Here is a 22,774-nt window from a genome sequence, read left to right as displayed (position 1 = left end):
ATGTAAACAGATGTTGACCTCGCTCCCGTACCTGCCCTAGCGTCCATGTAAGCAGATGTTTACTTTTGGCTCCGGGCGAGCGAAAGATGCCCGGCAGCCCCCTCACCTTCTGGAGTCCCGAATGGACGCCCCCCAGCCCACGGCCCGCACCGGCGGTGTGGTCGCCACGCTGGCCCTCGCCGGCATCACTGCCGCGATCATGCAGACACTGGTCACGCCGCTCATCGCGGAGCTGCCCCAGATCCTGCACACCACCCCGTCGAACGCGGCATGGGTGATCACCGTCACCCTGCTGGCGGGCGCGATCTGTGTACCGATCTCCGGGCGCCTCGGCGACCTGATCGGCAAGCGCCGCATGCTCCTCGCGTGCTCCGTACCGCTCGTGGCCGGCTCACTGGTCTGCGCCCTCGCCTCCTCCGTCGTCCCCATGATCATCGGGCGGGGGCTGCAGGGCATGGGCATGGGCATGGTGCCCCTGGGCATCGCCCTGCTGCGCGACGTGGTGCCGCCGGAGAAGCTCAGCTCCTCCATCGCACTGGTGAGCGCCTCCATGGGCATCGGGGGCGGACTCGGCCTGCCGATCGCCGCGGCGGTCGCCCAGTACGCCAACTGGCGCGTGCTCTTCTGGGGCTCCGCCGTCCTGGCCGTGCTGATCGCCGCGGCAATCTGGTTCCTCATCCCCGATGTCCCGGCCGGCGCCAAGGGTCAGCGCTTCGACACCCTCGGTGCGGTCGGCCTCGGCGCGGGACTGATCTGCCTGCTGCTCGCCGTGTCGAAGGGCGCCAACTGGGGCTGGGGCTCGGCGACCACCCTCGGACTGTTCGCCGCCGCCGTCGTGATCCTGCTGGCCTGGGGCGCCTGGGAACTGCGCACACGGGAGCCGCTGATCGACCTGCGCACCACGGCCCGCCCCCGGGTGCTGCTCACCAATGTCGCCTCGATCTTCGTCGGCTTCGGGATGTACGCGAGCATGCTGGTCGTGCCTCAGCTGCTCCAGTTCCCGGAGGCCACCGGCTACGGCCTGGGCCAGTCGATGCTCGCCGCCGGCCTGTGGATGGCGCCCGGCGGCATCATGATGATGATCGTCTCGCCGTTCGGCGGGAAGCTCACCGACGCCCGCGGTCCGAAGTTCACCCTGATCTGCGGTGTCCTGGTGCTGGCCGTCGGGTACGGCCTGTCGCTGGTGCTCATGGGCTCCGCGTGGGGCCTCATGCTGGCCCTCATGGTCATCAACAGCGGCGTGGGCCTCGCCTACGGCTCGATGCCCGCACTGATCATGAGCTCGGTGCCGCTCTCCGAGACCGCAGCCGCCAACGGGTTCAACACCCTCATGCGTTCACTCGGCACCTCGGTCGGCGCCGCCGTGATGGGCGTGGTCCTTTCCCAGCTGACGGTCACCATGGGCGGACACACCTTCACCTCCGAGAACGGCTTCCGCACGGGCCTGATCATCGGCTGTGGCATCGCGCTGGTCGCCGCGGCCCTCGCGAGTGCCATCCCGGCCGCCCGCGCCGTGTCGAGCACCGACGGCGGGAACAAGGCCGCCGCACCCGAGCAGGCCACGGCCGAAGTCTGATCCGGCCGTCAGCCGTCCAGGGGCTTCTGCCGACCCCGCCGGCCCCGTGGCCCGGTCGGCCCTCGCCCGCAGGGTCGGCGGAAGCCGCCCGGTGCCGCCCGATACGCCGCCCGGCGAACCTCCGGGCGGCGTATCGGGCACAGGGGCAGGGCCCCGTCCGTCCGCGCACACGCACCGTGCGCGGAGGCATCCTGAAACTTCCTTGCCTGCTGGGAGCCGTCATCGCGACGGCCGGTCTCCGGCACGCCTCGGCGGTCGCGCGGCACTGAACGCCGACGGCCCGTGTCCGCCTCGGCCGGAGCGGACACGGGCCAGGCACCGCCCAGGAGCCGGATGGTCGAGGAGCCGGGTGATCCAGAAGAGCAGGTGGTCGAGGAGTCGGGTGGTCCAGGAGAGCAGGTGGTCGAGGAGTCGGGTGAACGCGCCGGCCTCCGGTGGGCGCGGGCTGAGAGAGGGCCTGGCGGCGCTCCGTTCGGCGATGGCATGCAGGCCGTCGCGTGGAACGCCCGGCGCCGAGCATGGCCGACAGCCATGACCGCGGGCGAGCGGGCCGACGTCACTGACACGTCGCGGCAGCTGTGAGGCGGCGACACCTCGGGGCGGCAACATCACCACGACACCGTGGCCCCGCACCCCTCGCATCCCCCGCACTCCCGCGCCCCGTCACAACATCAGCACGGCGGCATCGGCGCAGCAGTATCGGCGGGCAGCCCTGAACCCGGCTCCTCGGATTCCGTGAACGCGCGACACCCGCTCCGTCGTGCTCGGCAACGCACCTTCCACAAAGCCCGCCCCGCGCTTCGTCGACGTGGAGAACTCAGACGGTCCCCGTACCCCGTCCGCCCCGTTGCGTGGCTGCCGCACGTCACCGCGCGGTTTTGGGCCGCGATTCAGAAGGGCTCGTCCAGGTCCTCCGTGTCCTCGCCCTCCTCCTCCAGCGCCTGCCGCACCGCGCGCAGGGCCATGCCTTCCCCGTACCCCTTGCGGGCGAGCATGCCCGCGAGGCGGCGCAGCCGCTTGTCCCGGTCCAGGCCACGAGTGGAGCGCAGCTTGCGCGCGACCAGCTCCCGTGCCGTCGCCTCCTCCTGCTCGGAGTCGAGCTGCCCGACCGCCTCGTCGATGACGGCGGAGTCCACCCCCTTGGTGCGCAGTTCACGGACGAGCGCGCGGCGCGCCAGCCCTCGTCCGTGATGCCGGGACTCCACCCAGGCGTCCGCGAAAGCGGCATCGTCGATCAACCCGACATCTTCGAAGCGCGACAGCACTTCTTCGGCCGCCTCGTCCGGGATCTCCCGCTTGCGCAGGGCATCCGCTAGTTGCTTTCGGGTGCGCGGGATCCCGGTGAGCAGCCGCAGACAGATGTTGCGCGCCTGCTCGACCGGGTCTCGCGGCTCCCCCTTCTCGGCCCTCGACGAGGAAGGGGAGCCGCTGCTCCTGGAGCGGGAGCGGGCACGACGCCCCGCCCCCTCACCGAACCCGGCGTCCGAGCCGGTGCCACGGCCTGGACCGGCCTCCGGCTCGTACGCGCCCTCGGACTCGGCCGTATGTCTCGTGACGGCGGATTCGGGACCGGAACCGACGCCATGGTCATCGGCGCTGACCGGCCATTCCGTACGACGCGTCACGGTCTAGCTCTTGGCCGCAGCCTTGGCCGGCTTGGTCTTGCCTGCCGGAGCGGGCACCGACTTCGCGCTGTCGGCCGGAGCCGCGACGCCCGCCGCATCCGCACCGGCTTCGGCGGCATTGGCATCCGGCCTGACGCCGACCCCGAGCTTCTCAAGGATCTTCTTCTCGATCTCGTTGGCGAGATCGGGGTTGTCCTTGAGGAAGTTGCGAGCGTTCTCCTTGCCCTGGCCGAGCTGGTCGCCCTCGTACGTGTACCAGGCGCCCGCCTTGCGGACGAAGCCGTGCTCCACGCCCATGTCGATCAGACCGCCCTCGCGGCTGATGCCCTGGCCGTAGAGGATGTCGAACTCGGCCTGCTTGAAGGGCGGCGCGACCTTGTTCTTCACGACCTTGACCCTGGTGCGGTTGCCGACGGCGTCGGTGCCGTCCTTCAACGTCTCGATCCGTCGGATGTCGAGGCGCACCGAGGCGTAGAACTTGAGCGCCCGGCCACCGGTCGTGGTCTCGGGCGAGCCGAACATCACACCGATCTTCTCGCGGAGCTGGTTGATGAAGATCGCGGTGGTCTTGGACTGGTTGAGCGCGCTGGTGATCTTGCGGAGTGCCTGGCTCATCAGGCGGGCCTGCAGACCCACGTGCGAGTCGCCCATCTCGCCCTCGATCTCCGCACGCGGCACGAGCGCCGCGACGGAGTCGATGACGATCAGGTCGAGGGCGCCGGAACGAACCAGCATGTCCACGATTTCGAGGGCCTGCTCGCCGTTGTCCGGCTGGGACAGGATGAGGCTGTCGATGTCGACGCCGAGCTTCTTCGCGTACTCGGGGTCGAGGGCGTGCTCCGCGTCGATGAAGGCCACCGAGCCGCCGAGCTTCTGCGCGTTCGCCACCGCGTGCAGCGTCAGCGTCGTCTTACCGGAGGACTCCGGTCCGTACACCTCCACCACACGGCCGCGCGGCAGCCCGCCGACGCCGAGGGCCACATCGAGGGCGGTCGACCCGGTCGGGATCACCTCGATCGGCTCGTTCGGCCGCTCACCGAGGCGCATCACCGCGCCCTTGCCGAATTGCCGTTCAATCTGTGCGAGTGCGGCGTCCAGCGCCTTCTCGCGGTCGGTTCCTGCCATGGGTTCCACCCGATTTGCTTGAGTCGATCGCTTCACGTCAAAGACGCTAACCCCTGCCACTGACAATGGGCCTCGACGTCCTCCCGGCCTGTGGACAACTCCACGGTCGGGCCCGGGAAGACCCGGCCGGAATCCCATAAGAATGGATGTTCGATTTTAGTGTCAAGCGACGCACCGCGCCGGTCCGAATCGCCCTCAGGTGCCCAGTGCCATCGAAGTTTGATCGATGCCCGGGCGCTGGTGGTCAAGGGAGACGTGAGACAACTCGCGGATGCGTACCCGGAAGACCTGCACTCCAGACTTGCCGCCTGGTACGAGCCGGGCATGACCCCAGCGCAGGCATGGACCGCCTCATGTACAACCAGGACATCTCCATCCCGGAGGGCTCAGTTCCATCCCGAAGGCCCAGTCTGCCACCGCTTCGCGCTGCTCGACCTGGAACGCGGAACCGTCCGGCTCGCGCAGGAGGAGGGATGACCACGCCAGCATCCGCACCGGGGAAGAACGGGGGTCCATCACCGCCCGACCACCGTGGCTCCACCGGCCCCTCGCCGTCCGATTGCCCTGGACGACCCAGTCTGCGGACGCGCTGCTACGGAAGGAACACGCCTGGCTGCCCTCCGTCGCCCCGCACCTTCCGTTGCCGGTCCCCGTCCCGCAGCGCCTCGGCGAGCCCTCCGAGCAGATTCCGCGCCCCTGAATCGTGACCACCTGGGTACCGGGCACGCCTGCCGACCACGCCCCCGCCACACGTACTGCGGATGCAGCCGACACCTTGGCCGCCTTCCTGAACGCTTTTCACCGACCGCCCCCGACGGGGCGCCGACCGCGGCCGGTCGGCGCTGCGCGCCCTCAGCGGCATCCTCATCGGAGAGGCCGGCGTCCAGGGCCGCCTCGGAGGCAAGCCCACCTGGGGTCCGCCCGCACACACCGCACTGAGGCGCCTCATCGCAACGGCCCACCGTCGATCAATCGATGCCACGTGCCCACTTCGGACGCCGACCAGGGCTGACCTAGGTGGGATCGAGTGCCGCAGTCCCTCCCTCAGCTGCGCACTCGCCCGTGATGTGGGCTACACGTGGCCGCCCACCAAGCGGCCGTCATCGCCCAGCACGTCCCGCTTCCTCCGGCGTCCCGGCCCCGCCCGGTCCGCCCCGGGCCTCCTCGTTCTCGGCGGTCCCCAAGGAGCGGCGCAGCCGCGTGAGCAACGTCTCGCCACGCTGCTGTAGGCGGCCGTGCACCCGCGGGTCGTCCGTCACGTCGTACCGCTTCACATAGGCACCGAGGAACGCCTGGAGCGTGGCCACGGCCGGAATCGCGATCAGCGCGCCCACCGCGCCCATCAACGCCGTGCCCGCGATGACCGATCCGAAGGCGACCGCCGGATGGATGTCGACGGACTTGGCGGTGAGCTTGGGCTGCAGCGCGTAGTTCTCGAACTGCTGGTAGACCACGACGAAGCCGAGCACCCACACGGCGTACCAGGGGTCGACGGTGAACGCGATCAGCATCGGCAGGGCGCCTGCGAGATACGTACCGATCGTGGGGATGAACTGGGAGACCAGTCCGACCCAGATGGCGAGCGCGGGCGCGTACGGAACACCGAGGACCACCAGCAGGATGTAATGCGCGATCCCGGAGATGAGTGCCATCAGGCTGCGCGAGTAGAGGTAGCCGCCGGTCTTGTCGACCGCGATCTCCCAGGCCCGCAGGACCTCGGCCTGTCGGGTGGGCGGCAGTACGGAGCACAGGGCACGCCGCAGCCTGGGGCCGTCGGCGGCGAAGTAGAACGAGAACAGGAAGATCGTCAGAAGACGGAACAGCCCGCCGAGCACGGTGGTGGAGATGTCGAGCACTCCGGTCGCGCTGTTCTGGACGTACTTCTGCAGCCAGTCCGAGTGCAGCAGGCTGTCCTGGACCTCGACCCGGGAGAGCTCGGTGTGGAAGTTCTGGTTGACCCAGTTGAGCACCGAGTCCAGATACTTCGGGAACTCCTCGACCATGTCGACTATCTGGCCCGCGAGCATGGAACCGAGCAGTACGACGAAACCGGCACCGGCTGTCAGTACGACGAGAAAGACCAGGAAGGTGGCCAGGCCGCGGCGCATGCCGCGCGCCGCCATCCAGCTCACCGCCGGCTCTATGGCGAGCGCCAGGAAGAACGCGATCAGCACATTGATCAGCAGCCCGATGAGCTGGTCGAACGCCCAGCTGCCGAGCTGGAAACACGCGTAGAGCGCCAGGGCGAGCACCATGGCGCGCGGCAGCCATGCGGGCATACGGGCCGGCCCGCGGCCGGACGGCGAGGCTGGCTGGGCGGGCTGGGTGAAAGTCGTCTGGGTCTGAGCTGTCTCGTCTGTCGGTGACACGGCTCCAGTCTCGCCTACGGCAGTGACAAGCAGCGGCCCGCCCCGGACAACAGCACAGGTCCGGCTGCTGACGAGCCGGAAATCAGCGCTTGCCGGTGGGGACGTCGGGACCGGCCGGGGCGCTTGCCGGCCGGAACGACTGGACCAGCCGGGGTCGGCAATCGCCGTCGGAACGACTGGACCGGCGGGGTCAGCGTTCGCCGGCGGGGATGTCGGGATCAGCCGGGGATCAGTGCTTGTCGGCAGGAATGTCGACCGCCGCACAGACACCGCGCCAGACATCCTTGGCGTCCCAGCCCGCGGCCAGCGCCTGGTGCACCGTCCGTCCGCCCAGCTCGGCCATCACATGATCGCGCGCGAAGGAATCGGCGTAACCCGCACCGAAGTGGTCCGCCATCCGTTCCCAGAAAATCGTCAACCGCATGACCTCAGTATCCCGCTCCTGAGAGTGCAGCCGGGCCGCTACGTCTTGCCGAGAGCGCTTACCGCCCTACGGTCGGTCCATGGCTGGAACCGGAACAAGTCCCCTCAATCGTGCCGAGCAGTTCATTTGGCTCACGGCCCGTGTCCTAGAACAGCGGCGGTTCGCCCATCACTTCCTGGAAGGAAGTGCGGATGCCGTGGAAACGGCACTCGCCGCCTATCTGAACGAGGACGGCGGGTACGGGCACGCGCTCGAACCCGATCTGCGCGGCCCCGTCAGTCAGCCGCTGCACACCGCGCACGCGCTCAACGTCCTCGATTCCATCGGCCGCTGCGGCGGGATCCGGGTGGAGCGGATCTGCCGCTTCCTGACCGAGGTGTCCACCAAGGAGGGGGCGCTGCCCGCTCTCCTCCCGTCACAGCGCGGCTATCCGGCCGCGCCGTTCATCCCGATCGTCGACGATCCGCCCGCGGAACTGTTGGCCACCGGACCCGTCGTCGGGCTTCTGCACCGCAACGCGGTGTGGCATGCCTGGCTGTTCCGGGCCACCGATTTCTGCTGGGCCGCGATCGACGCACTGGACCGGTCGCATCCGTACGAGATCGAGGCGGCGCTCGCCTTTCTGGACGGCGCTCCGGACCGAAGCCGTGCGGAGGCTGCGGCCGACCGGCTCGGCCGGCTGGTGCGGGACCAGCGGCTCGCCGTGCTCGATCCGCAGCGGCGCGCGGAGTACCCGGTGGCGGCCGGATACGCACCGGCCGAGCAGCACTTCCCGTACGACTACGCCCGTACCCCCGACTCGCTCGCCCGCCGCTGGTTCACCGACGAGGAGCTGGAGCGCTCGCTCGACCATCTCGCGGCCGAGCAGCAGCCGGACGGCGGCTGGCCGGTGAACTGGCGGCAGTGGGCGCCGGGAACGGCTCTGGACGGACGCCCCATCGTGACACTCAAGGCGCTGATGACACTGCGGGCCCATGGACGCAGCCTCGACTGAGACGGCGAGCGAGGAGACGGGGAGCGTGAGCCCGGCCACGGTGTCTAGCCGAGAGCGCGTACGCCTGCGGTGACGACCACGGCGGCCCCCACGACCACGAGGAAGGGCGCGCGAAGGACGAGTGCGAGCGCCGCCGCGGCAAGCCCCGCACCCCGGGCGTCGAGCGTCAGGTGCTGGCCGGCTCCGAACGTCTGCTGCGCAGTGAGGGCGGCCAGCAGCGCCACGGGCAGGAGCGCGGCGAGCCGCTGCACGAGCGGACGTTCCAGGACGCCGGCGGGCACCAGGAGTCCGAGCAGTTTGGCGAGGTAGCAGCCGACGGCGGTCAGGGCGATGGCGATCCAGACGTTCATCGGTTGTCCTCCAGCCTGGTCGTGTCCGTCGTGGTCGTCTCCCCCGTGGACGGGTCCGTCGTGGACGGGTCCGTCGTGGACGGGTCCGTCGTGGACGGGTCCGTCGCGGACAGGTCCGTCGCGGACAGGTCCGTCGCGGACAGGTCCGTCGCGGACAGGTCCGTCGCGGACAGGTCCGTCGTGATCGTCCGCGTCGTGGTCGTGCTCCCGTTCGTTCCGCTGCGGCGTCCGCCCAGGAAGAGGACGGCGGGTGCGGCGAGAGCGGACAGCAGGACGGGGACACCTGCGGGCAGTACGGGCAGCAGTCCGAGCGCGAGCAGGACCGCGACGGCGGCGGTGATGCGCTCCGTCGTGCTTTTGAGCATCGGTGCGAGCAGAGCGAGGAAGACCGCGGGCGATGCCGCGTCCAGCCCCCAGGCGTCGGTGTCGCCGAGCGCCTTGGCGCCGAGGGCCCCCAGCAGCGTCGTCAGGTTCCACAACACGTAGAGGGTGAGTCCGGTGACGGCGAAACCGATCCGTGCGGCCCGCCGGGTGGGCTGCGGCAGTGTCACGGCGGTGGTCTCGTCGATGACCCACTGGGCGGCAAAGGGGCGGAGCGTACGCGGAAGCGCGAGGAGCTGCGACAGCCGCAGGCCGTAGAAGGAGTTGCGTACGCCCAGGAAGAAGGCCCCGGCGGCCGCGGTGTACGGATTGCCGCCCGCGGCGAGAGCGCCCACGAGGGCGAACTGTGAGGCGCCGGTGAAGACGGCGAGACTGAGCGCGCACGTCTGCAGCAGGCTCAGTCCGGAGCCGGCCGAGGTCACGCCGAACGCGAATCCGGAGAGTCCGACGGCTATGCCGACTCCGAGCGCGTCGCGCACGACGGCCGCGTCCGACTTCGTCGCGACCGCGTCCGGCTGCGCCCCGGGGAGGACCGGGCTGCCGTGGGGCAGACCGGCTGCTCTGCCGACGCCCTCTGGAAATGTTGTCTGTTCTGCCACGATCGGAACGCTACGGGGGCAGATCCGGACCAGTCTTGTACGTTCTTGCACGTTCGCGCTGGTTCTACGTCCTCGCACGTTCGCGCTGTTCTACGTCCATGCACGTTCGTTCTGGTTCTACGTCCTCGCACGTTCGCGCCGGTACGCGCCGGGCGGCACCCCCACGATCCGGGTGAAATGACGATTGAGATGCGGCTGATCGGTGAAGCCGACCTCGGCGGCCGCCTCCGCGGGCGTCCTCCCCTCGTCGAGCATCCGGCGTGCGGCTCGCACACGGGCGTCAGTGAGCCAGGCGTGCGGGGGCATCCCGTACTGCTTCTTGAAGGCTCTCAGCAGCGCGAACGGGCTGGTGCCGAGTTCTGCGGCCAACACGGCCAGCGTGGGCGGCCGCACCATTCGGCCTTCCAGCGCCGCGCGGGCCCGCACGGCGTCGCGGGCACCGGCCGAGCGAGGCGCGCGGGCGGGCACCGCGCTGCCGTGCCGGCTGAGCAGCCGCTCGACCATGACCCGCAGCACGGTGTCGGCGGCGAGCGCGTTGCCCTCCTCGGCGGCCCGGTGGACCTCACCGATCAGCCGGGCCGCGTACGGGTCCACGACGCTGGCCTCGGTGAAACCGACCGTGCCGCGCAGGCTCGTCGTATCGGCCGCGATGTCATTGACCACTTGCGCGGACGGGTACAGCGTGGCGTACACCCAGCCCTCGGGAACACCCGCGCGGGCGGTGTGCGGCACCTCCGGATTGATCATGACAACGGCCCCGGGGCCCGCGTGGACGGTGCCGCCCGGCAGCCCGACGTCCTCCACCCCGCGGGTGATGGTGCCGAAGACATACCCCTCGTGGCTGTGGCGCGGGAAGGTATGGCGCACGTACCGGGCGCGCAGCAGATCGAGGCCCGGCAGCTCCGCGTGCTGCCAGTGCCTCGCCCACTCTCCCGATCCCGGCTCCGGTACGGCCACCATGGGCGAATTCTCGCAGCTCCCGGACAAGGTCACCGGTGGCCGTCACGGCCGTTGTCAGTGGCGGGGTGCACGATGGGGGACATGGTCGGCTCTGCGCTCGATTCGTTCTCCCCTGCGACCCGCGGCTGGTTCGCGGGTGCCTTCAGCGCGCCCACCGCCGCGCAGGAAGGCGCCTGGCGCGCGATCGGCGAGGGCTCGGACGTGCTGGTCGTCGCGCCCACCGGCTCCGGCAAGACCCTGGCCGCGTTCCTCGCCGCGCTGGACGGGCTGGCGTCGGTCCCGCCACCCGCCGAGGCGAAGAAGCGCTGCCGTGTGCTGTACGTATCGCCGCTCAAGGCTCTCGCGGTCGATGTCGAGCGCAATCTCCGCTCACCGCTGACCGGCATCCGCCAGGAGTCGGTACGGCTGGGGCTGCCCGAGCCCGAGGTCCGCGTGGGAATCCGCTCCGGTGACACCCCGCCCGCCGAGCGTCGTTCGATGGCGACCCGGCCGCCGGACATCCTGATCACCACGCCCGAATCGCTGTTCCTGATGCTGACCTCCTCGGCCCGGGAGGCGCTGTCCGGCATCGAGACGGTGATTCTCGACGAGGTGCATGCCGTGGCGGGTACGAAGCGGGGCGCGCACCTGGCCGTATCGCTGGAGCGTCTCGACGAACTGCTTCCGCGGCCCGCCCGGCGGATCGGGCTGTCGGCGACGGTGCGTCCGGTCGACGAGGTCGCGCGATTCCTCTCGCCGCAGCGGAAGGTGGAGATCGTCCAGCCACCGTCCACCAAGCGGTTCGACCTGTCGGTGGTCGTGCCGGTCGAGGATCTGGGCGAACTCGGCGGCTCGCCCGCCACCGACCCCGACCAAGCGGGCCAGGCGGACAAGCCGTCGATCTGGCCCCATGTCGAGGAACGCATCGTCGATCTCGTTCAGGAGCATCGCTCCACGATCGTCTTCGCCAATTCCCGCCGCCTCGCCGAACGGCTGTGCAACCGGCTCAACGAGATCGCGTACGAGCGGCTCACCGGTGAGACGATCGCCGAGGCCCACTCCCCCGCAGAGATCATGGCCGAGTCCGGCGCGGCGAAGGGCGCCCCCGCACTGCTCGCCCGCGCCCACCACGGCTCGGTCTCCAAGGAACAGCGCGCCCAGGTCGAGGAGGACCTCAAGGCGGGACGGTTGCCGGCCGTGGTCGCCACCTCCAGTCTGGAGCTGGGCATCGACATGGGCGCGGTCGATCTGGTGATCCAGGTGGAGTCGCCGCCGTCGGTGGCCTCCGGGCTGCAACGGGTCGGCCGGGCCGGGCATCAGGTCGGTGCGGTCTCCACCGGCGTGGTCTTCCCGAAGTACCGGGGCGATCTGGTGCAGGCGGCCGTGGTCACCGAGCGGATGCGCGAGGGCTCCATCGAAGCGCTCCGTATCCCGTCCAACCCCCTGGATGTGCTGGCCCAGCAGCTCGTCGCCATGGTCGCCCTGGACAGCTGGCAGGTGGACGAACTGCTGGCCGTGACGCGTCGCGCCGCCCCCTTCGCGTCCCTGCCCGAGTCGGCGTTCACCGCAGTGCTGGACATGCTCGCCGGCCGCTATCCGTCCGACGCCTTCGCCGAGCTGCGCCCGCGTGTGGTCTGGGACCGGGTGGCCGGTACGGTCACGGGCCGCCCCGGTGCCCAGCGGCTCGCCGTCACCTCCGGGGGGACCATCCCCGACCGTGGGCTCTTCGGAGTCTTCCTCGCCGGTGCCGACCCCAAGAAGGGCGGTGGCCGGGTCGGTGAGCTGGACGAGGAGATGGTCTACGAATCCAGGGTCGGCGATGTCTTCACGCTGGGCACCACGTCCTGGCGGATAGAGGACATCACCCGCGACCGGGTCCTGGTGTCCCCCGCCCCCGGCGTTCCGGGCCGGCTGCCGTTCTGGAAGGGCGACCAGCTGGGCCGTCCGCTGGAGCTGGGACGTGCGCTGGGTGCGTTTCTCCGGGAAATCGGCGGGATGCCTCCGGAGGATGCCCGGCAGCGCCTGCTCGCCGCCGGGCTCGACGCCTGGGCCGCCGACAACACCTTGTCCTACATCGACGAACAGCGCCGCGCCTGTGGTCACGTGCCGGACGACCGGACCATCCTCGTCGAGCGTTTCCGTGACGAGCTGGGTGACTGGCGGGTCGTCGTGCACTCCCCGTTCGGGGCGCAGGTGCACGCCCCGTGGGCGCTGGCACTGAACGCCCGCCTCGCCGAGCGGTACGGCATGGATGCCCAGGTGATGCATGCCGACGACGGCATAGTGCTGCGGTTGCCCGACGCCGACCTGATGGGCCTGGACCTGCTGGACTTCGATCCGGTGCGGGATCCGGCGCAGGATCCTGCCCTGGATCCGCTACCGCTGCCGGGCCCCTCGTACGACAGCGAACAGCCGCCTGTCGGCGCCGCGGACGTGACCTTCGACCAGGGCGAGATCGGCCAGATGGTCACCGACCAGGTAGGCGGATCGGCATTGTTCGCCTCGCGGTTCCGCGAGTGCGCGGCGCGGGCCCTGCTGCTGCCGCGACGCAGCCCCGGCAAGCGCACCCCGCTCTGGCAGCAGCGTCAGCGCGCCGCGCAACTGCTCCAGGTCGCCTCCGAGTTCGGCTCGTTCCCGATCGTCCTGGAAGCGGTCCGCGAATGCCTCCAGGACGTCTTCGACGTCCCCGGGCTCACGGAACTCATGGGTGACCTCGAAGCCCGTCGTGTCCGGCTGGTCGAGGTGACCACCCCGGAGCCCTCGCCCTTCGCGCGCTCGCTCCTGTTCGGCTACGTCGCCCAGTTCCTGTACGAGGGCGACTCGCCCCTCGCCGAGCGGCGGGCCGCCGCGCTCTCCCTCGACTCCCACCTCCTGGCCGAACTCCTCGGCCAGGCCGAGCTGCGCGAGCTGCTCGACGCCGATGTCCTGACCGAGCTGGAGCAGGAGCTCCAGTGGCTGACCGAGGACCGCCGGGTCAAGGACATCGAGGGGGTGGCCGATCTCCTTCGCGTTCTCGGCCCGCTCACCGAAGCGGAGTTGGCCGAGCGCGGCGCCCGGCCACCGTGGGCTCCGGAGCTCTCCGCCGCCCGCCGGGCCATCCGGGTCCGGATCGGCGGAGCGGACCACTGGGCCGCGATCGAGGACGCGGGACGGCTGCGCGACGCGCTGGGCACCGCCCTCCCGGTCGGCGTACCCGAGGCGTTCACCGAACCGGTGAAGGACCCCCTCGGCGATCTCCTCGCCCGGTACGCCCGTACGCACGGCCCGTTCACCTCCACCGAGGCCGCCGCCCGTTTCGGCCTCGGCACGGCTGTCACGGACGGCGCACTGCAGCGGCTCGCCGCGACCGGCAGGATCGTGCAGGGCGAGTTCCATCCCGCCGGCATCGGTCAGGAATGGTGCGACGCGACCGTGCTGCGCCGACTGCGCCGCCGCTCGCTCGCCGCGCTCCGTCACGAGCTGGAGCCGGTCCCGCCGGCCGCCCTCGCCGGATTCCTTCCGCAGTGGCAGCACCTGGGCAACAACAGCCTGCGCGGAATCGACGGACTGGCCCGCGCCATCGAGCAGTTGCAGGGCGCGCCCGTCCCCGCGTCGGCCTTGGAGAAGCTGATCCTGCCGAGCCGGGTCACGGGCTACACCCCAGCGCTGCTGGACGAGCTGACCACTACCGGAGAGGTCGTCTGGGCCGGGGCGGGCGCCCTTCCCGGAAAGGACGGCTGGCTCTCCCTCTATCTCGCCGACAGCGCACCTCTGCTCCTCCCACCGCCGCACCCGCTCGAACTCAGCGCATTGCACGCGTCCGTCCTGACCGCCCTGAGTGGTGGCTACGGACTGTTCTTCCGGCAGATCTCCGATCAGGTCCGCGCCACCACACACCCGGACTGCACCGATCCACAACTGGCGGACGCCGTATGGGACCTGGCCTGGTCGGGCCGGCTCACCAATGACACACTCGCCCCGCTGCGTTCGCTCCTCGGCTCCGGTCGCACGGCGGGGTCGACCGCCCACCGCGCCAAACGGAGCGTGCCGCGCGGGCGTTACGGCTCGCTCACCGCCGCCGCCCGGCCTGCGTCCCGCACCGGCCCCCCGACCGTCTCGGGCCGATGGTCCCTGCTCCCCGCCACCGAACCCGACCCCACGCACCGTGCGCACGCCCTGGCCCGCACCCTCCTCGACCGCCATGGGGTGGTGACCCGGGGCGCGGTCCAGGCCGAGGGTGTCGAGGGCGGCTTCTCCGCCACGTACCGCGTCCTCTCCGCCTTCGAGGACAACGGGCAGGCCCGGCGCGGCTATGTCGTCGAGGGCCTGGGAGCGGCCCAGTTCGCGATGGACGGGGCGGTCGACCGGCTGCGTGCCATTTCCACCGCACGCGACCGTGCGGAACCGGGCGGCGCCCGCCACGCCTTGGTTCTCGCCGCGGCAGACCCGGCCAATGCCTACGGCGCGGCGCTGCCCTGGCCCGAACCGCCGGACGGCGCCGGGCACAAGCCGGGCCGCAAGGCCGGCGCCCTGGTGGTGCTCGTCGACGGCGAACTGACGATGTACATGGAGCGCGGCGGCAAGACGCTGCTGGCCTGGCCCACCGATCCGGAGGATCCGGCACTTCTCGCGGCAGCCGCGGCGCTGGCGGCCGCCGCCCGAGCGGGGGCGCTCGGCACGGTCACGGTGGAGCGCACCAACGGCGCCTCGTCCCTGACCTCTCCGCTCGGCCGCACACTGGAGGCGGCCGGCTTCCTGGCCACGCCGAGAGGACTCCGCCTGCGCGCCTGAACCACCCCACACCTCATTCCTCCCCCACCGCACCGCCGTACCCGGCACCGCACCCCCTCACCCCGAACACGGCGCACCGAACGCGGCACGCACCCGCACTCCCCAATCCCCCCGGCGCTCCGCCCACCCCGCGCCCGACTGCCCCACCACCCCACCGCGCCCACCCCGCATCATGGAGACATGCCCGAAGGAGACACCGTCCTGCAGACCGCCGGACGTCTGCGCACCGCGCTGGCCGGCCGGATCCTCACCCGCTCCGACCTGCGCGTCCCCCGATTCGCCCCCGCGGACCTCACCGGCCGGACGGTTCTGGACGTCGCCTCGCGCGGAAAGCATCTCCTCACCCGTGTCGAGGGCGGCCTCACCCTCCACAGCCACCTGCGGATGGACGGCGCCTGGCGGGTCTACGCCCCTGGTGAGCGCTGGCGCGGCGGCCCCGCCCATCAGATCCGCGCCGTCCTCGCCAACACGGAACACACGGCCGTCGGCTACCGGCTCCCCGTACTCGAACTCCTCCGCACCCGCGATGAGGATCAGGCAGTCGGGCATCTCGGCCCCGATCTGCTGGGCCCCGACTGGAACGCCGACACCGCTCTGCGCAATCTGCTCAGCGACCCCGGCCGCCCCCTCGGTGAGGCCCTCCTGGACCAGCGCAATCTGGCCGGAATCGGAAACGTCTACAAAGCCGAGCTCTGCTTCCTCGCCGGCGTCACCCCCTGGCTCCCCGTCGGCGACCTGGCCGCCCCCACCGCCGTCCGCCTCGTCACCACGGCCAAGCAGTTCCTCGAAGCCAATCGTGACCGCCCCATGCGCACGACCACCGGTGCCGCGCTTCGCGGACACGGCCCGCGCGAACGGCTCTGGGTCTACGGCAGGACCAATCGCCCGTGCCTGCGCTGCGGCACACCGATCCGCTCGGCGGATCAGGACTCCCGCCCCGCCTACTGGTGTCCGCGCTGCCAATCCGGCCCTACAAGCTAGTTGACGATCCGTCAGATCCAGTCGTACCGTCCCGGTCATGCCCCTCACCGCGTACGACCTCACGGGCCGCTCCGCGTTCATCACCGGCGCGGCCGGCGGCATCGGCCGCGCCGGAGCCGTCCTGCTCGCGGCAGCGGGCGCCACCGTGCACTGTGCGGACCGCGACGAGAAGGGACTGCTGGAGACCCGGGACCTGATCTCCGAGGCGGGTGGCACAGCGCACGTACACACCCTCGACGTCACCGATCGCAGCCGGATCAGGGGCGCCGTCGCCGCCGCGGGCGACCTCGACATACTGGCCGCCATCGCCGGGATCATGCACACGAGCAGCGTCCTGGATACCGCGGACGAGGACCTCGACCGGGTCCTCTCCGTCAATTTCAAGGGCGTTCTGTACGCCTGTCAGGAAGTGGCCCGCGGCATGATCGCGCGTGGCACGCCCGGCTCGCTGATCACCATGGCCTCGGGGGCGGTCGACGCCGCAAGCCCGGGGCTGCTCTGCTACAGCGCGGCCAAAGCGGCAGTCGTCCAGCTGACGAAGACCCTCGCGACCGAGCTGGGACCTCATTCGATCCGCGTCAACGCCGTCGCCCCGGGCTGGATCCGTACACCCATGACCGCCCGCCACGACGCGGACCTGCAACACCGGGCAGAGACCACGATGGCGCGGATGTCCCCGCTCGGCCGGGTCGGCGAAGCCGACGACGTCGCCCACACCCTGCTGTATCTCGCGTCCGACGCATCGGCCTTCATGACCGGCCAGATCCTCCGCCCGAACGGCGGCGTAGCCATGCCCTGGTAGTCCGCCGGGCCCGGCCGGCGCCCCGTATCGCGACGCCGGACCATCGACCCGCGTACCGCATCCCGGCAGTGGAGCACCAGCGCGCGCACCGTACCCGGACACCGGACCACCACCCCGTGTCCGCATCCGCCCCGCCGGCCCCCGCGGACCCGGCGGTCGCGGCCGCATGCACGGGCAGCAGACTCAGCCCCCATCCGCCCGCCGCCACCGCGCCCTCGACAAGCCCCGCGTGGGCCGGTTCCAGCACGAGCCGCAGCACGGCCCACCACCACGCCCCGCCGAGAACGAGCGCCGGCACCCATCGCCGCACCATGGCTGCCTCCTCCGGCCGAACCCAGGGCCTCTCGTTTGGATCATGCCGGGCCCGAGTGCCCCGGCACCGCTCCCCGCCACGTTGTCGTCGGTCGCCATGGCGCCTTCCCCGAGCTCTCAGCTCCGTTCGAGCAGGGGAGACCCCATCCGACTCCTTTCCTCCCCGCGCGTTCCACGACACCGGGCCCCGCTCACCGATCCGGCCTGATCCAAACGAAGGACCCTAGCCCGGCCCGCTCGCGCGGCGGGAGGGCGCACCGATGCACCACCGGCGCGCAGTACGCAGCCGTATACCGTTGTGCGCTCTCGCCTGGAACTCCCCGAGCGTGCTGTGCCGGAGCGCGAGCCTGCCCCTGCCGCAGACTCTCCGGCAGAGGACCCGATGCGCGACCCCTGGCGATCTCGCCGATCGACGCCCTTCTCTCCGCAGTCTCGCCCGGCAGTGCCCGTACCGCATCCAGAACGGAACGACGCTGCGGCAGCACAGAGCCCCCACCGCCTTGGATGGGGGCTCGGCAAGCACGCTCAGTGCTTGTCATGGCGGAAGGAGTCCTTGACGCCCTCCACCCGTTCCCGCACCCCACTCATGGCGTCCTTGGCCTGGCCCTTGGCATGGTCCGCCTTGCCTTCGGCCTCATTGCGTCGCTCGCCGGCCATCTTGCCCATGGCCTCCTTGGCCTTTCCCTTGATCTTGTCCTTGGCGCCTTCGTCACCACTGCGACTCCTTCGGGCAGGGCGATCTGTTGCTCTGCCCCGTTCAGGGCAGATCGGATGTCATTGCCTGACAACGGCGGAGGGAAGTGGGCGCCCGGCTCGCGGCGTCCACGTCCTTGACCCAGCCCTCGGGCACGGATCCGATGACTGCGGTCTTCGCGATCGTCCCCGAGCGCCCGTCCGGATTGACGCCGACTGCGGAGGCCCGCTCCGCGACCGTGCCGGAGTGCCGGCGGGCGGTGTCGACAACCTCATCGAGCTGGAGGTGCACGGACCGGAAGCGCGGCCCGACCGCATTCCTCCGCGCCTGCCCGCCGCCGGCGCCCTGACACATTCCGCCGTCCGCTGCCCGGGCACACCCGGGACCGCCCCGGACACGCGTGAGCCCCGGTCGACCCCTCAGGGGCCGACCGGGGCTCCGATTCACACCGAACCACGCGGGTCAGGCGGCGACGACATCCACCGCTTCCGCGGGCGCCTTGATGGTCACCCGTCCCGTCGGCACACCTGCGACCGACGTCACGGAGACGGAATTGAGCATGGGACGTACCGGCACAGGCACCGGATCGCCGACTGCTGCCGACTCGGCCAGTTCGGCCAGCGACAGCTCATCGCTCACTTCACGCATGAGCTCGGACATCCGTACGTCAAGCGCGTCGCAAATGGCGGAGAGCAGTTCGGAGGATGCCTCCTTCTGCCCCCGCTCCACCTCGGAGAGATAGCCGAGCGAGACTCGGGCGGACGAGGAGACTTCGCGCAGAGTACGGCCTTGGCGCTGGCGCTGCCGACGCAGCACGTCACCAAGCAGGCGACGGAGCAGAATCATCGGTGGCTCCCTCCTCGGACCGCGTAGCCGCATCCTTCACGCCCCACCGTACCGCCTTGCGCCGCGGCCGTGCGGGGAGCGATGTCGTGTTCACTCAGGGCTGCAAACATCAATTCCCCCCGTTCTGTTCCGTATCCTGTGCCCTTGCATTCTTGCCGAGTTCGGCACAGAGCAATGCGAGCACGCCCCGTACGCTCTCTCTACGGATGTCCGCACGCCCGCCGTTCAATCGCAACGCGGCCACATTCTCCGCGCCGTCCGGCCCGGCCACCGCAACATAGACCGTGCCGACGGGCTTGCAGTCCTGCGGCTCGGGACCCGCGACCCCGGTGGTTGATATTCCCCAGTCTGTACCGAGAACCCGGCGCACGCCTGCCGCCATCTGTCGCGCCACCTCCGGGTCGACTGCGCCGCGTTCCGCCAGGAGGCCGCCGTCCACACCCAGCAATTCCCTCTTCAGGGGCGTTGCGTACGCCGTCACGGACCCGCGGAAGGAGTTCGAGGCACCCGGGACGGACGTCAGCTCCGCCGCGACCAGACCGCCGGTCAGCGACTCGGCGACGGCAAGGGTCTCACCGCGGTCCACCAGCAGCTCCAGCACCCGGGCCGCGGCAGTCACCGCTCGGCCTCCGCCGAACCACGGCCACCGGGGGCCCCGGAGACCGGCCCGGCCTCCTCAGCAGCCCCGGGCGCCTCAGACCCGGCGGACGCCCCGGCACTCCCGGGACCGGCAGCTCCCTCGGACGTCCCGGAGCCCGCGGCCCTCACAGAACCAGCAGTCACCGCCGTAGCCCCGGCACCCCCGGAAGCAGCCTTCGCTCCAGCGGCCTTCTCGGCCTCGAGCCCCTTGCGCCGCAGTACGACGGCCTGGCGCACGTAGTCGAGCCCGGTGACGACCGTCAGCACGACGGCCAGCGCCATCACCCAGAAGCGAAGGGTGGCGAGTGGACCGGTCAGCGCGAGGACGTACATCCCGACAGCCGTCCCCTGCGCCAAAGTCTTCATCTTTCCACCACGACTGGCCGGAATCACTGCATGCCGTATCACCCAGAACCGCATGAGCGTGATACCGATCTCGCGGAAGAGGATCACGCCCGTGACCCACCAGGGCAGATCGCCAAGGTATGACAGGCAGATCAGCGCCGCGCCCATGATCGCCTTGTCCGCGATCGGGTCGGCGATCTTTCCGAAGTCGGTGACCAGGTTGTACGTGCGCGCGAGATGACCGTCGAACAGATCGGTGATCATGGCGACGGCGAACGCCGCCCAGGCGAACGACCGCCAGGCCGGGTCGTAGCCGCCGTTGTGCAGCAGCAGCATCACGAAGCCGGGCACCAGCACCAGACGCAGCATGGTGAGCAGATTGGCGATGTTCCACAGGCTGGCCTCGTTGACGGCCGCGGTGCCCAGCTTGCCGCCGCGGACCGGCTTCGCGCCGGAACCGCCTGCCGCGGATGCCGGGACTCCCGTCATCTGGCCGCCTCCCCGAGCTCGGAACACTCGGCCACCAGGTCCACTCCCTCGGTGCCCACCACCTTTGCCTCGACCATACGGCCGGGCGCGAGGCCCTCGCGCGCGGTGAAGAGGACCTGGCCGTCCGTCTCGGGAGCCTGGTGCGCCGCGCGCCCCACCGCGCGTGGCTCGTCCTCGGTGGGTTCGACGGACTCGACCAGCACCTGCAGGGTCTCCCCCAGGCGCTCCTCCGCACGCTGCGAGGTCAGCTCCTCGGCCAGCTGCGAAATATGCGCGAGCCGCTCCGCGATGACATCGGCGTCCAGCTTGTTCTCGTAACCGACCGCCTCGGTGCCCTCCTCGTCGGAGTAGCCGAAGACGCCGATCGCGTCGAGCCGGGCACCGGTGAGGAAGCGTTCCAGCTCCGCCAGGTCGTCCTCGGTCTCGCCGGGGAAGCCCACGATGAAGTTGGAGCGCGCACCGGCCTGCGGCGCCTTGCCGCGGATGGTGTCCAGGAGCTCCAGGAAGCGGTCGGTGTCACCGAAGCGCCGCATGGCCCGCAGCACGGTGGGAGCCGAGTGCTGGAAGGACAGGTCGAAGTACGGCGCCACCTTCGGGGTCGAGGTCAGTACGTCGATGAGGCCCGGCCGCATCTCTGCGGGCTGCAGGTAGCTGACCCGGATCCGCTCGATCCCCTCGACGTCGGCGAGCTCCGGCAGCAGCGTCTCCAGCAGCCGGATGTCGCCGAGGTCCTTGCCGTACGAAGTGTTGTTCTCGGAGACCAGCATGACCTCCTTCACGCCCTGCTCGGCCAGCCAGCGGGTCTCCCCCAGCACGTCCGAGGGGCGCCGCGAGATGAAGGAGCCCCGGAAGGACGGGATGGCGCAGAATGAGCAGCGGCGGTCGCAGCCCGAGGCCAGCTTCACCGAGGCCACGGGGCTGGTGCCCAGTCGCCGGCGCAGCGGCGCCCGCGGTCCGGAGACCGGTGCGACGCCCTCGGGGAGATCCGCGGGTGCGGGGGCCGGTGCGGCTTCCTGCGCGTGCCCCGGCAGGGCCACTGCGGCGTCCTGTCGCTCGGCCGGGCTGATCGGCAGGAGCTTTCTGCGGTCGCGCGGGGTGTGCGAGGCGTGGATGCCACCGTTGAGGATGGTCTGGAGGCGGTCGGAGATGTCGGCGTAGTCGTCGAATCCGAGGACGCCGTCCGCCTCGGGCAGGGCCTCGGCGAGGTCCTTGCCGTAGCGCTCGGCCATGCAGCCGACGGCGACCACGGCCTGGGTCCTGCCGTGGTCCTTCAGATCATTGGCTTCGAGGAGGGCGTCGACGGAGTCCTTCTTGGCGGCCTCGACGAATCCACAGGTGTTGACGACGGCGACATCCGCGTCGGAGGCGTCCTCGACGAGCTCCCAGCCGTCCGCTGCCAAGCGGCCTGCAAGCTCCTCCGAGTCCACCTCGTTACGGGCGCAGCCAAGAGTGACAAGGGCGACGGTACGGCGTTCGGGCATGGGCTCAAGACTACTTTGTCCCGGCACTCGCCCTGCCGTGCAGGGTTCCCCCGTTACACCGAGTAACAAGAGGGCGGGTGCCCGGCAGTCCTGCCGAGCACCCGCCCTGTCGCCGGTCCCGCTGCGGAACCTCGCGTGTACCGGTCAGCCGACCGCCGGGTCGCCCTTCGTGTACGAGAGGCGCTCGACCTGGCCGGGCTGGAACTTGTCCTCGACCTTCTTGCCGTTCACGAAGAGCTCGATGGACCCGGCGTCACCGAGGACGAGGTCGACCCGCTCCTGGTCCTGGAAGGTCTTGGACTGGCCCTGGAGGAGCAGGCCGTCGAAGAGCAGCCGGCCGTTGTGGTCCTTGGCGGAGATCCAGCTCTTGCCCTGGCTGGCGCTGAGCTTCACCGTCACCTTGTCCCGGGGTGCCGCGGCGATGGCACTGTCGGAAGGCGCCGGCTTGGGATCGACGGACTTGCTGGTCTTCGGCGCGGGGCTCTTCGTGTTGGGCGTCGAGCCCTCCGCGACCTGAGTGGTCTTGGGGGTGTCGTCGCCGCCCTTGAAGAAGGTGAAACCGACGAACCCGACGACGGCGACGATCGCCGCGACCATGGCCGCGGTCCAATTGGGCCGCCGGGGTTCGGAACGGATTCTCTCGGCCTCGAACAGCGGCGCCGCGGGCGTGGGTGCGGGACGGCCGCCGTGCCCGGCGTCGTACTGCGAAACCAGCGGTTCCGGATCGATGCCGACGGCACGCGCCAAGGTACGGATGTGGCCGCGCGCGTACACGTCGCCGCCGCAGCGGGAGAAGTCGTCCTCTTCGATCGCGTGCACGATGGGGATGCGCACCCGGGTGGACGAACTGATTTCTTCGACCGTGAGACCTGCGGCGATACGAGCCTGCTGGAGCACTCGGCCGATCGAAGGCCGGTCGTCTTCGGGGGAGTTGCCGATGGACACGGGGGCGCCTTTCGAGCGTGAGCCACCTGCTGGATGTTCAGTCTAGGGGGGGTGCGAAAGGGTGGGGCAACCGGGAGGAAGGACTTTG

General features: G+C 70.6%; 18 protein-coding genes and 3 pseudogenes. 6 read left to right on the top strand and 15 right to left on the bottom strand.

The features are described 5' to 3' along the window. Positions 1–121: 121 nt before the first annotated feature. On the top strand, positions 122–1,576 hold the full coding sequence (locus ABZ826_RS22125; protein ID WP_361450786.1) for an MFS transporter: 1,455 nt from the start codon (positions 122–124) through the stop codon (positions 1,574–1,576). An 890-nt stretch (positions 1,577–2,466) separates the two neighbouring features. On the opposite strand, the gene recX is transcribed toward ABZ826_RS22125, so the two are convergent. After that, a complete protein-coding gene (gene recX, locus ABZ826_RS22120) occupies positions 2,467–3,201 on the bottom strand; it encodes a recombination regulator RecX (RefSeq protein ID WP_361450783.1) in 735 nt (244 codons plus the stop codon). Positions 3,202–3,204: 3 nt separating this feature from the next. Further along, positions 3,205–4,326 (bottom strand): recombinase RecA, encoded by a 1,122-nt coding sequence (gene recA, locus ABZ826_RS22115; protein WP_361450780.1) that lies wholly within the window; start codon positions 4,324–4,326, stop codon positions 3,205–3,207. 547 nt (positions 4,327–4,873) lie between these two features. Here recA and ABZ826_RS22110 point away from each other — a divergent pair. Continuing rightward, positions 4,874–5,291 (top strand): annotated as a pseudogene (locus ABZ826_RS22110) (phosphotransferase); the annotation flags it as partial. Positions 5,292–5,426: 135 nt separating this feature from the next. On the opposite strand, the gene ABZ826_RS22105 reads toward ABZ826_RS22110, so the two are convergent. After that, positions 5,427–6,605, bottom strand: a complete 1,179-nt coding sequence (locus tag ABZ826_RS22105) for an AI-2E family transporter (protein WP_361450906.1) — start codon at positions 6,603–6,605, stop codon at positions 5,427–5,429. 319 nt (positions 6,606–6,924) lie between these two features. Then, positions 6,925–7,119 carry a DUF3046 domain-containing protein gene (locus tag ABZ826_RS22100; protein ID WP_361450777.1) on the bottom strand — a complete coding sequence of 65 codons (195 nt, stop codon included), beginning with the start codon at positions 7,117–7,119 and terminating at the stop codon, positions 6,925–6,927. A gap of 79 nt (positions 7,120–7,198) precedes the next feature. On the opposite strand from ABZ826_RS22100, the gene ABZ826_RS22095 reads away from it, so the two are divergent. Then, positions 7,199–8,113, top strand: a complete 915-nt coding sequence (locus ABZ826_RS22095) for a hypothetical protein (RefSeq protein WP_361450774.1) — start codon at positions 7,199–7,201, stop codon at positions 8,111–8,113. 44 nt (positions 8,114–8,157) lie between these two features. On the opposite strand, the gene ABZ826_RS22090 is transcribed toward ABZ826_RS22095, so the two are convergent. The 3 genes from ABZ826_RS22090 to ABZ826_RS22080 all read right to left on the bottom strand — a co-directional run bounded on the left by ABZ826_RS22090 (position 8,158) and on the right by ABZ826_RS22080 (position 10,403). Then, a complete protein-coding gene (locus ABZ826_RS22090; protein ID WP_351082706.1) occupies positions 8,158–8,463 on the bottom strand; it encodes an AzlD domain-containing protein in 306 nt (101 codons plus the stop codon). Next, complete coding sequence (locus ABZ826_RS22085) at positions 8,460–9,395, bottom strand: AzlC family ABC transporter permease (protein ID WP_361450904.1); 936 nt, start codon at positions 9,393–9,395, stop codon at positions 8,460–8,462. Before ABZ826_RS22085 ends, ABZ826_RS22090 begins: the two co-directional genes overlap by 4 nt. 165 nt (positions 9,396–9,560) lie before the next feature. Beyond that, on the bottom strand, positions 9,561–10,403 hold the full coding sequence (locus tag ABZ826_RS22080; RefSeq protein ID WP_361450770.1) for an AraC family transcriptional regulator: 843 nt from the start codon (positions 10,401–10,403) through the stop codon (positions 9,561–9,563). A gap of 81 nt (positions 10,404–10,484) precedes the next feature. Here ABZ826_RS22080 and ABZ826_RS22075 point away from each other — a divergent pair, with 81 nt between their 5' ends. The 3 genes from ABZ826_RS22075 (at position 10,485) to ABZ826_RS22065 (ending at position 16,935) form a co-directional block, all read left to right on the top strand. After that, the gene (locus tag ABZ826_RS22075) at positions 10,485–15,152 is read left to right on the top strand and encodes a DEAD/DEAH box helicase (protein WP_361450767.1); all 4,668 of its coding nucleotides are present in this window, start codon (positions 10,485–10,487) and stop codon (positions 15,150–15,152) included. A 180-nt stretch (positions 15,153–15,332) separates the two neighbouring features. Next, on the top strand, positions 15,333–16,133 hold the full coding sequence (locus ABZ826_RS22070) for a DNA-formamidopyrimidine glycosylase family protein (protein ID WP_361450764.1): 801 nt from the start codon (positions 15,333–15,335) through the stop codon (positions 16,131–16,133). A 37-nt stretch (positions 16,134–16,170) separates the two neighbouring features. Then, a complete protein-coding gene (locus tag ABZ826_RS22065) occupies positions 16,171–16,935 on the top strand; it encodes an SDR family NAD(P)-dependent oxidoreductase (RefSeq protein ID WP_361450761.1) in 765 nt (254 codons plus the stop codon). Here ABZ826_RS22065 and ABZ826_RS22060 read toward each other — a convergent pair. From ABZ826_RS22060 to ABZ826_RS22025, 8 genes and pseudogenes are all read right to left on the bottom strand, one after another. Then, on the bottom strand, positions 16,883–17,248 hold the full coding sequence (locus ABZ826_RS22060; RefSeq protein WP_361450758.1) for a hypothetical protein: 366 nt from the start codon (positions 17,246–17,248) through the stop codon (positions 16,883–16,885). The two genes, ABZ826_RS22065 and ABZ826_RS22060, sit on opposite strands and share 53 nt — an antisense overlap. 524 nt (positions 17,249–17,772) lie before the next feature. Continuing rightward, positions 17,773–17,955: pseudogene (locus ABZ826_RS22055) on the bottom strand (CsbD family protein); the annotation flags it as partial. Positions 17,956–18,064: 109 nt separating this feature from the next. Beyond that, positions 18,065–18,259 (bottom strand): annotated as a pseudogene (locus tag ABZ826_RS22050) (DNA starvation/stationary phase protection protein); the annotation flags it as partial. A gap of 144 nt (positions 18,260–18,403) precedes the next feature. After that, the gene (locus ABZ826_RS22045) at positions 18,404–18,787 is read right to left on the bottom strand and encodes a helix-turn-helix transcriptional regulator (RefSeq protein ID WP_361450755.1); all 384 of its coding nucleotides are present in this window, start codon (positions 18,785–18,787) and stop codon (positions 18,404–18,406) included. Between the two features lie 109 nt (positions 18,788–18,896). Further along, positions 18,897–19,406 (bottom strand): CinA family protein, encoded by a 510-nt coding sequence (locus ABZ826_RS22040; protein ID WP_361450752.1) that lies wholly within the window; start codon positions 19,404–19,406, stop codon positions 18,897–18,899. Then, a complete protein-coding gene (gene pgsA / locus ABZ826_RS22035) occupies positions 19,403–20,260 on the bottom strand; it encodes a CDP-diacylglycerol--glycerol-3-phosphate 3-phosphatidyltransferase (protein ID WP_361450749.1) in 858 nt (285 codons plus the stop codon). The genes ABZ826_RS22040 and pgsA overlap by 4 nt, the downstream gene beginning before the upstream one ends. After that, on the bottom strand, positions 20,257–21,741 hold the full coding sequence (rimO, locus tag ABZ826_RS22030) for a 30S ribosomal protein S12 methylthiotransferase RimO (RefSeq protein WP_361450746.1): 1,485 nt from the start codon (positions 21,739–21,741) through the stop codon (positions 20,257–20,259). The genes pgsA and rimO overlap by 4 nt, the downstream gene beginning before the upstream one ends. A 144-nt stretch (positions 21,742–21,885) precedes the next feature. Continuing rightward, the gene (locus tag ABZ826_RS22025; RefSeq protein WP_361450743.1) at positions 21,886–22,686 is read right to left on the bottom strand and encodes a RodZ domain-containing protein; all 801 of its coding nucleotides are present in this window, start codon (positions 22,684–22,686) and stop codon (positions 21,886–21,888) included. Between the last annotated feature and the right edge of the window lie 88 nt (positions 22,687–22,774).

The sequence above is a fragment of the Streptomyces sp. NPDC047515 genome (genome assembly GCF_040643055.1).
In the GTDB taxonomy this organism is placed as follows: domain Bacteria; phylum Actinomycetota; class Actinomycetes; order Streptomycetales; family Streptomycetaceae; genus Streptomyces.
Note: the sequence above shows the minus strand (reverse complement) of the source record. Positions and strands in the feature narration are given on the sequence as shown.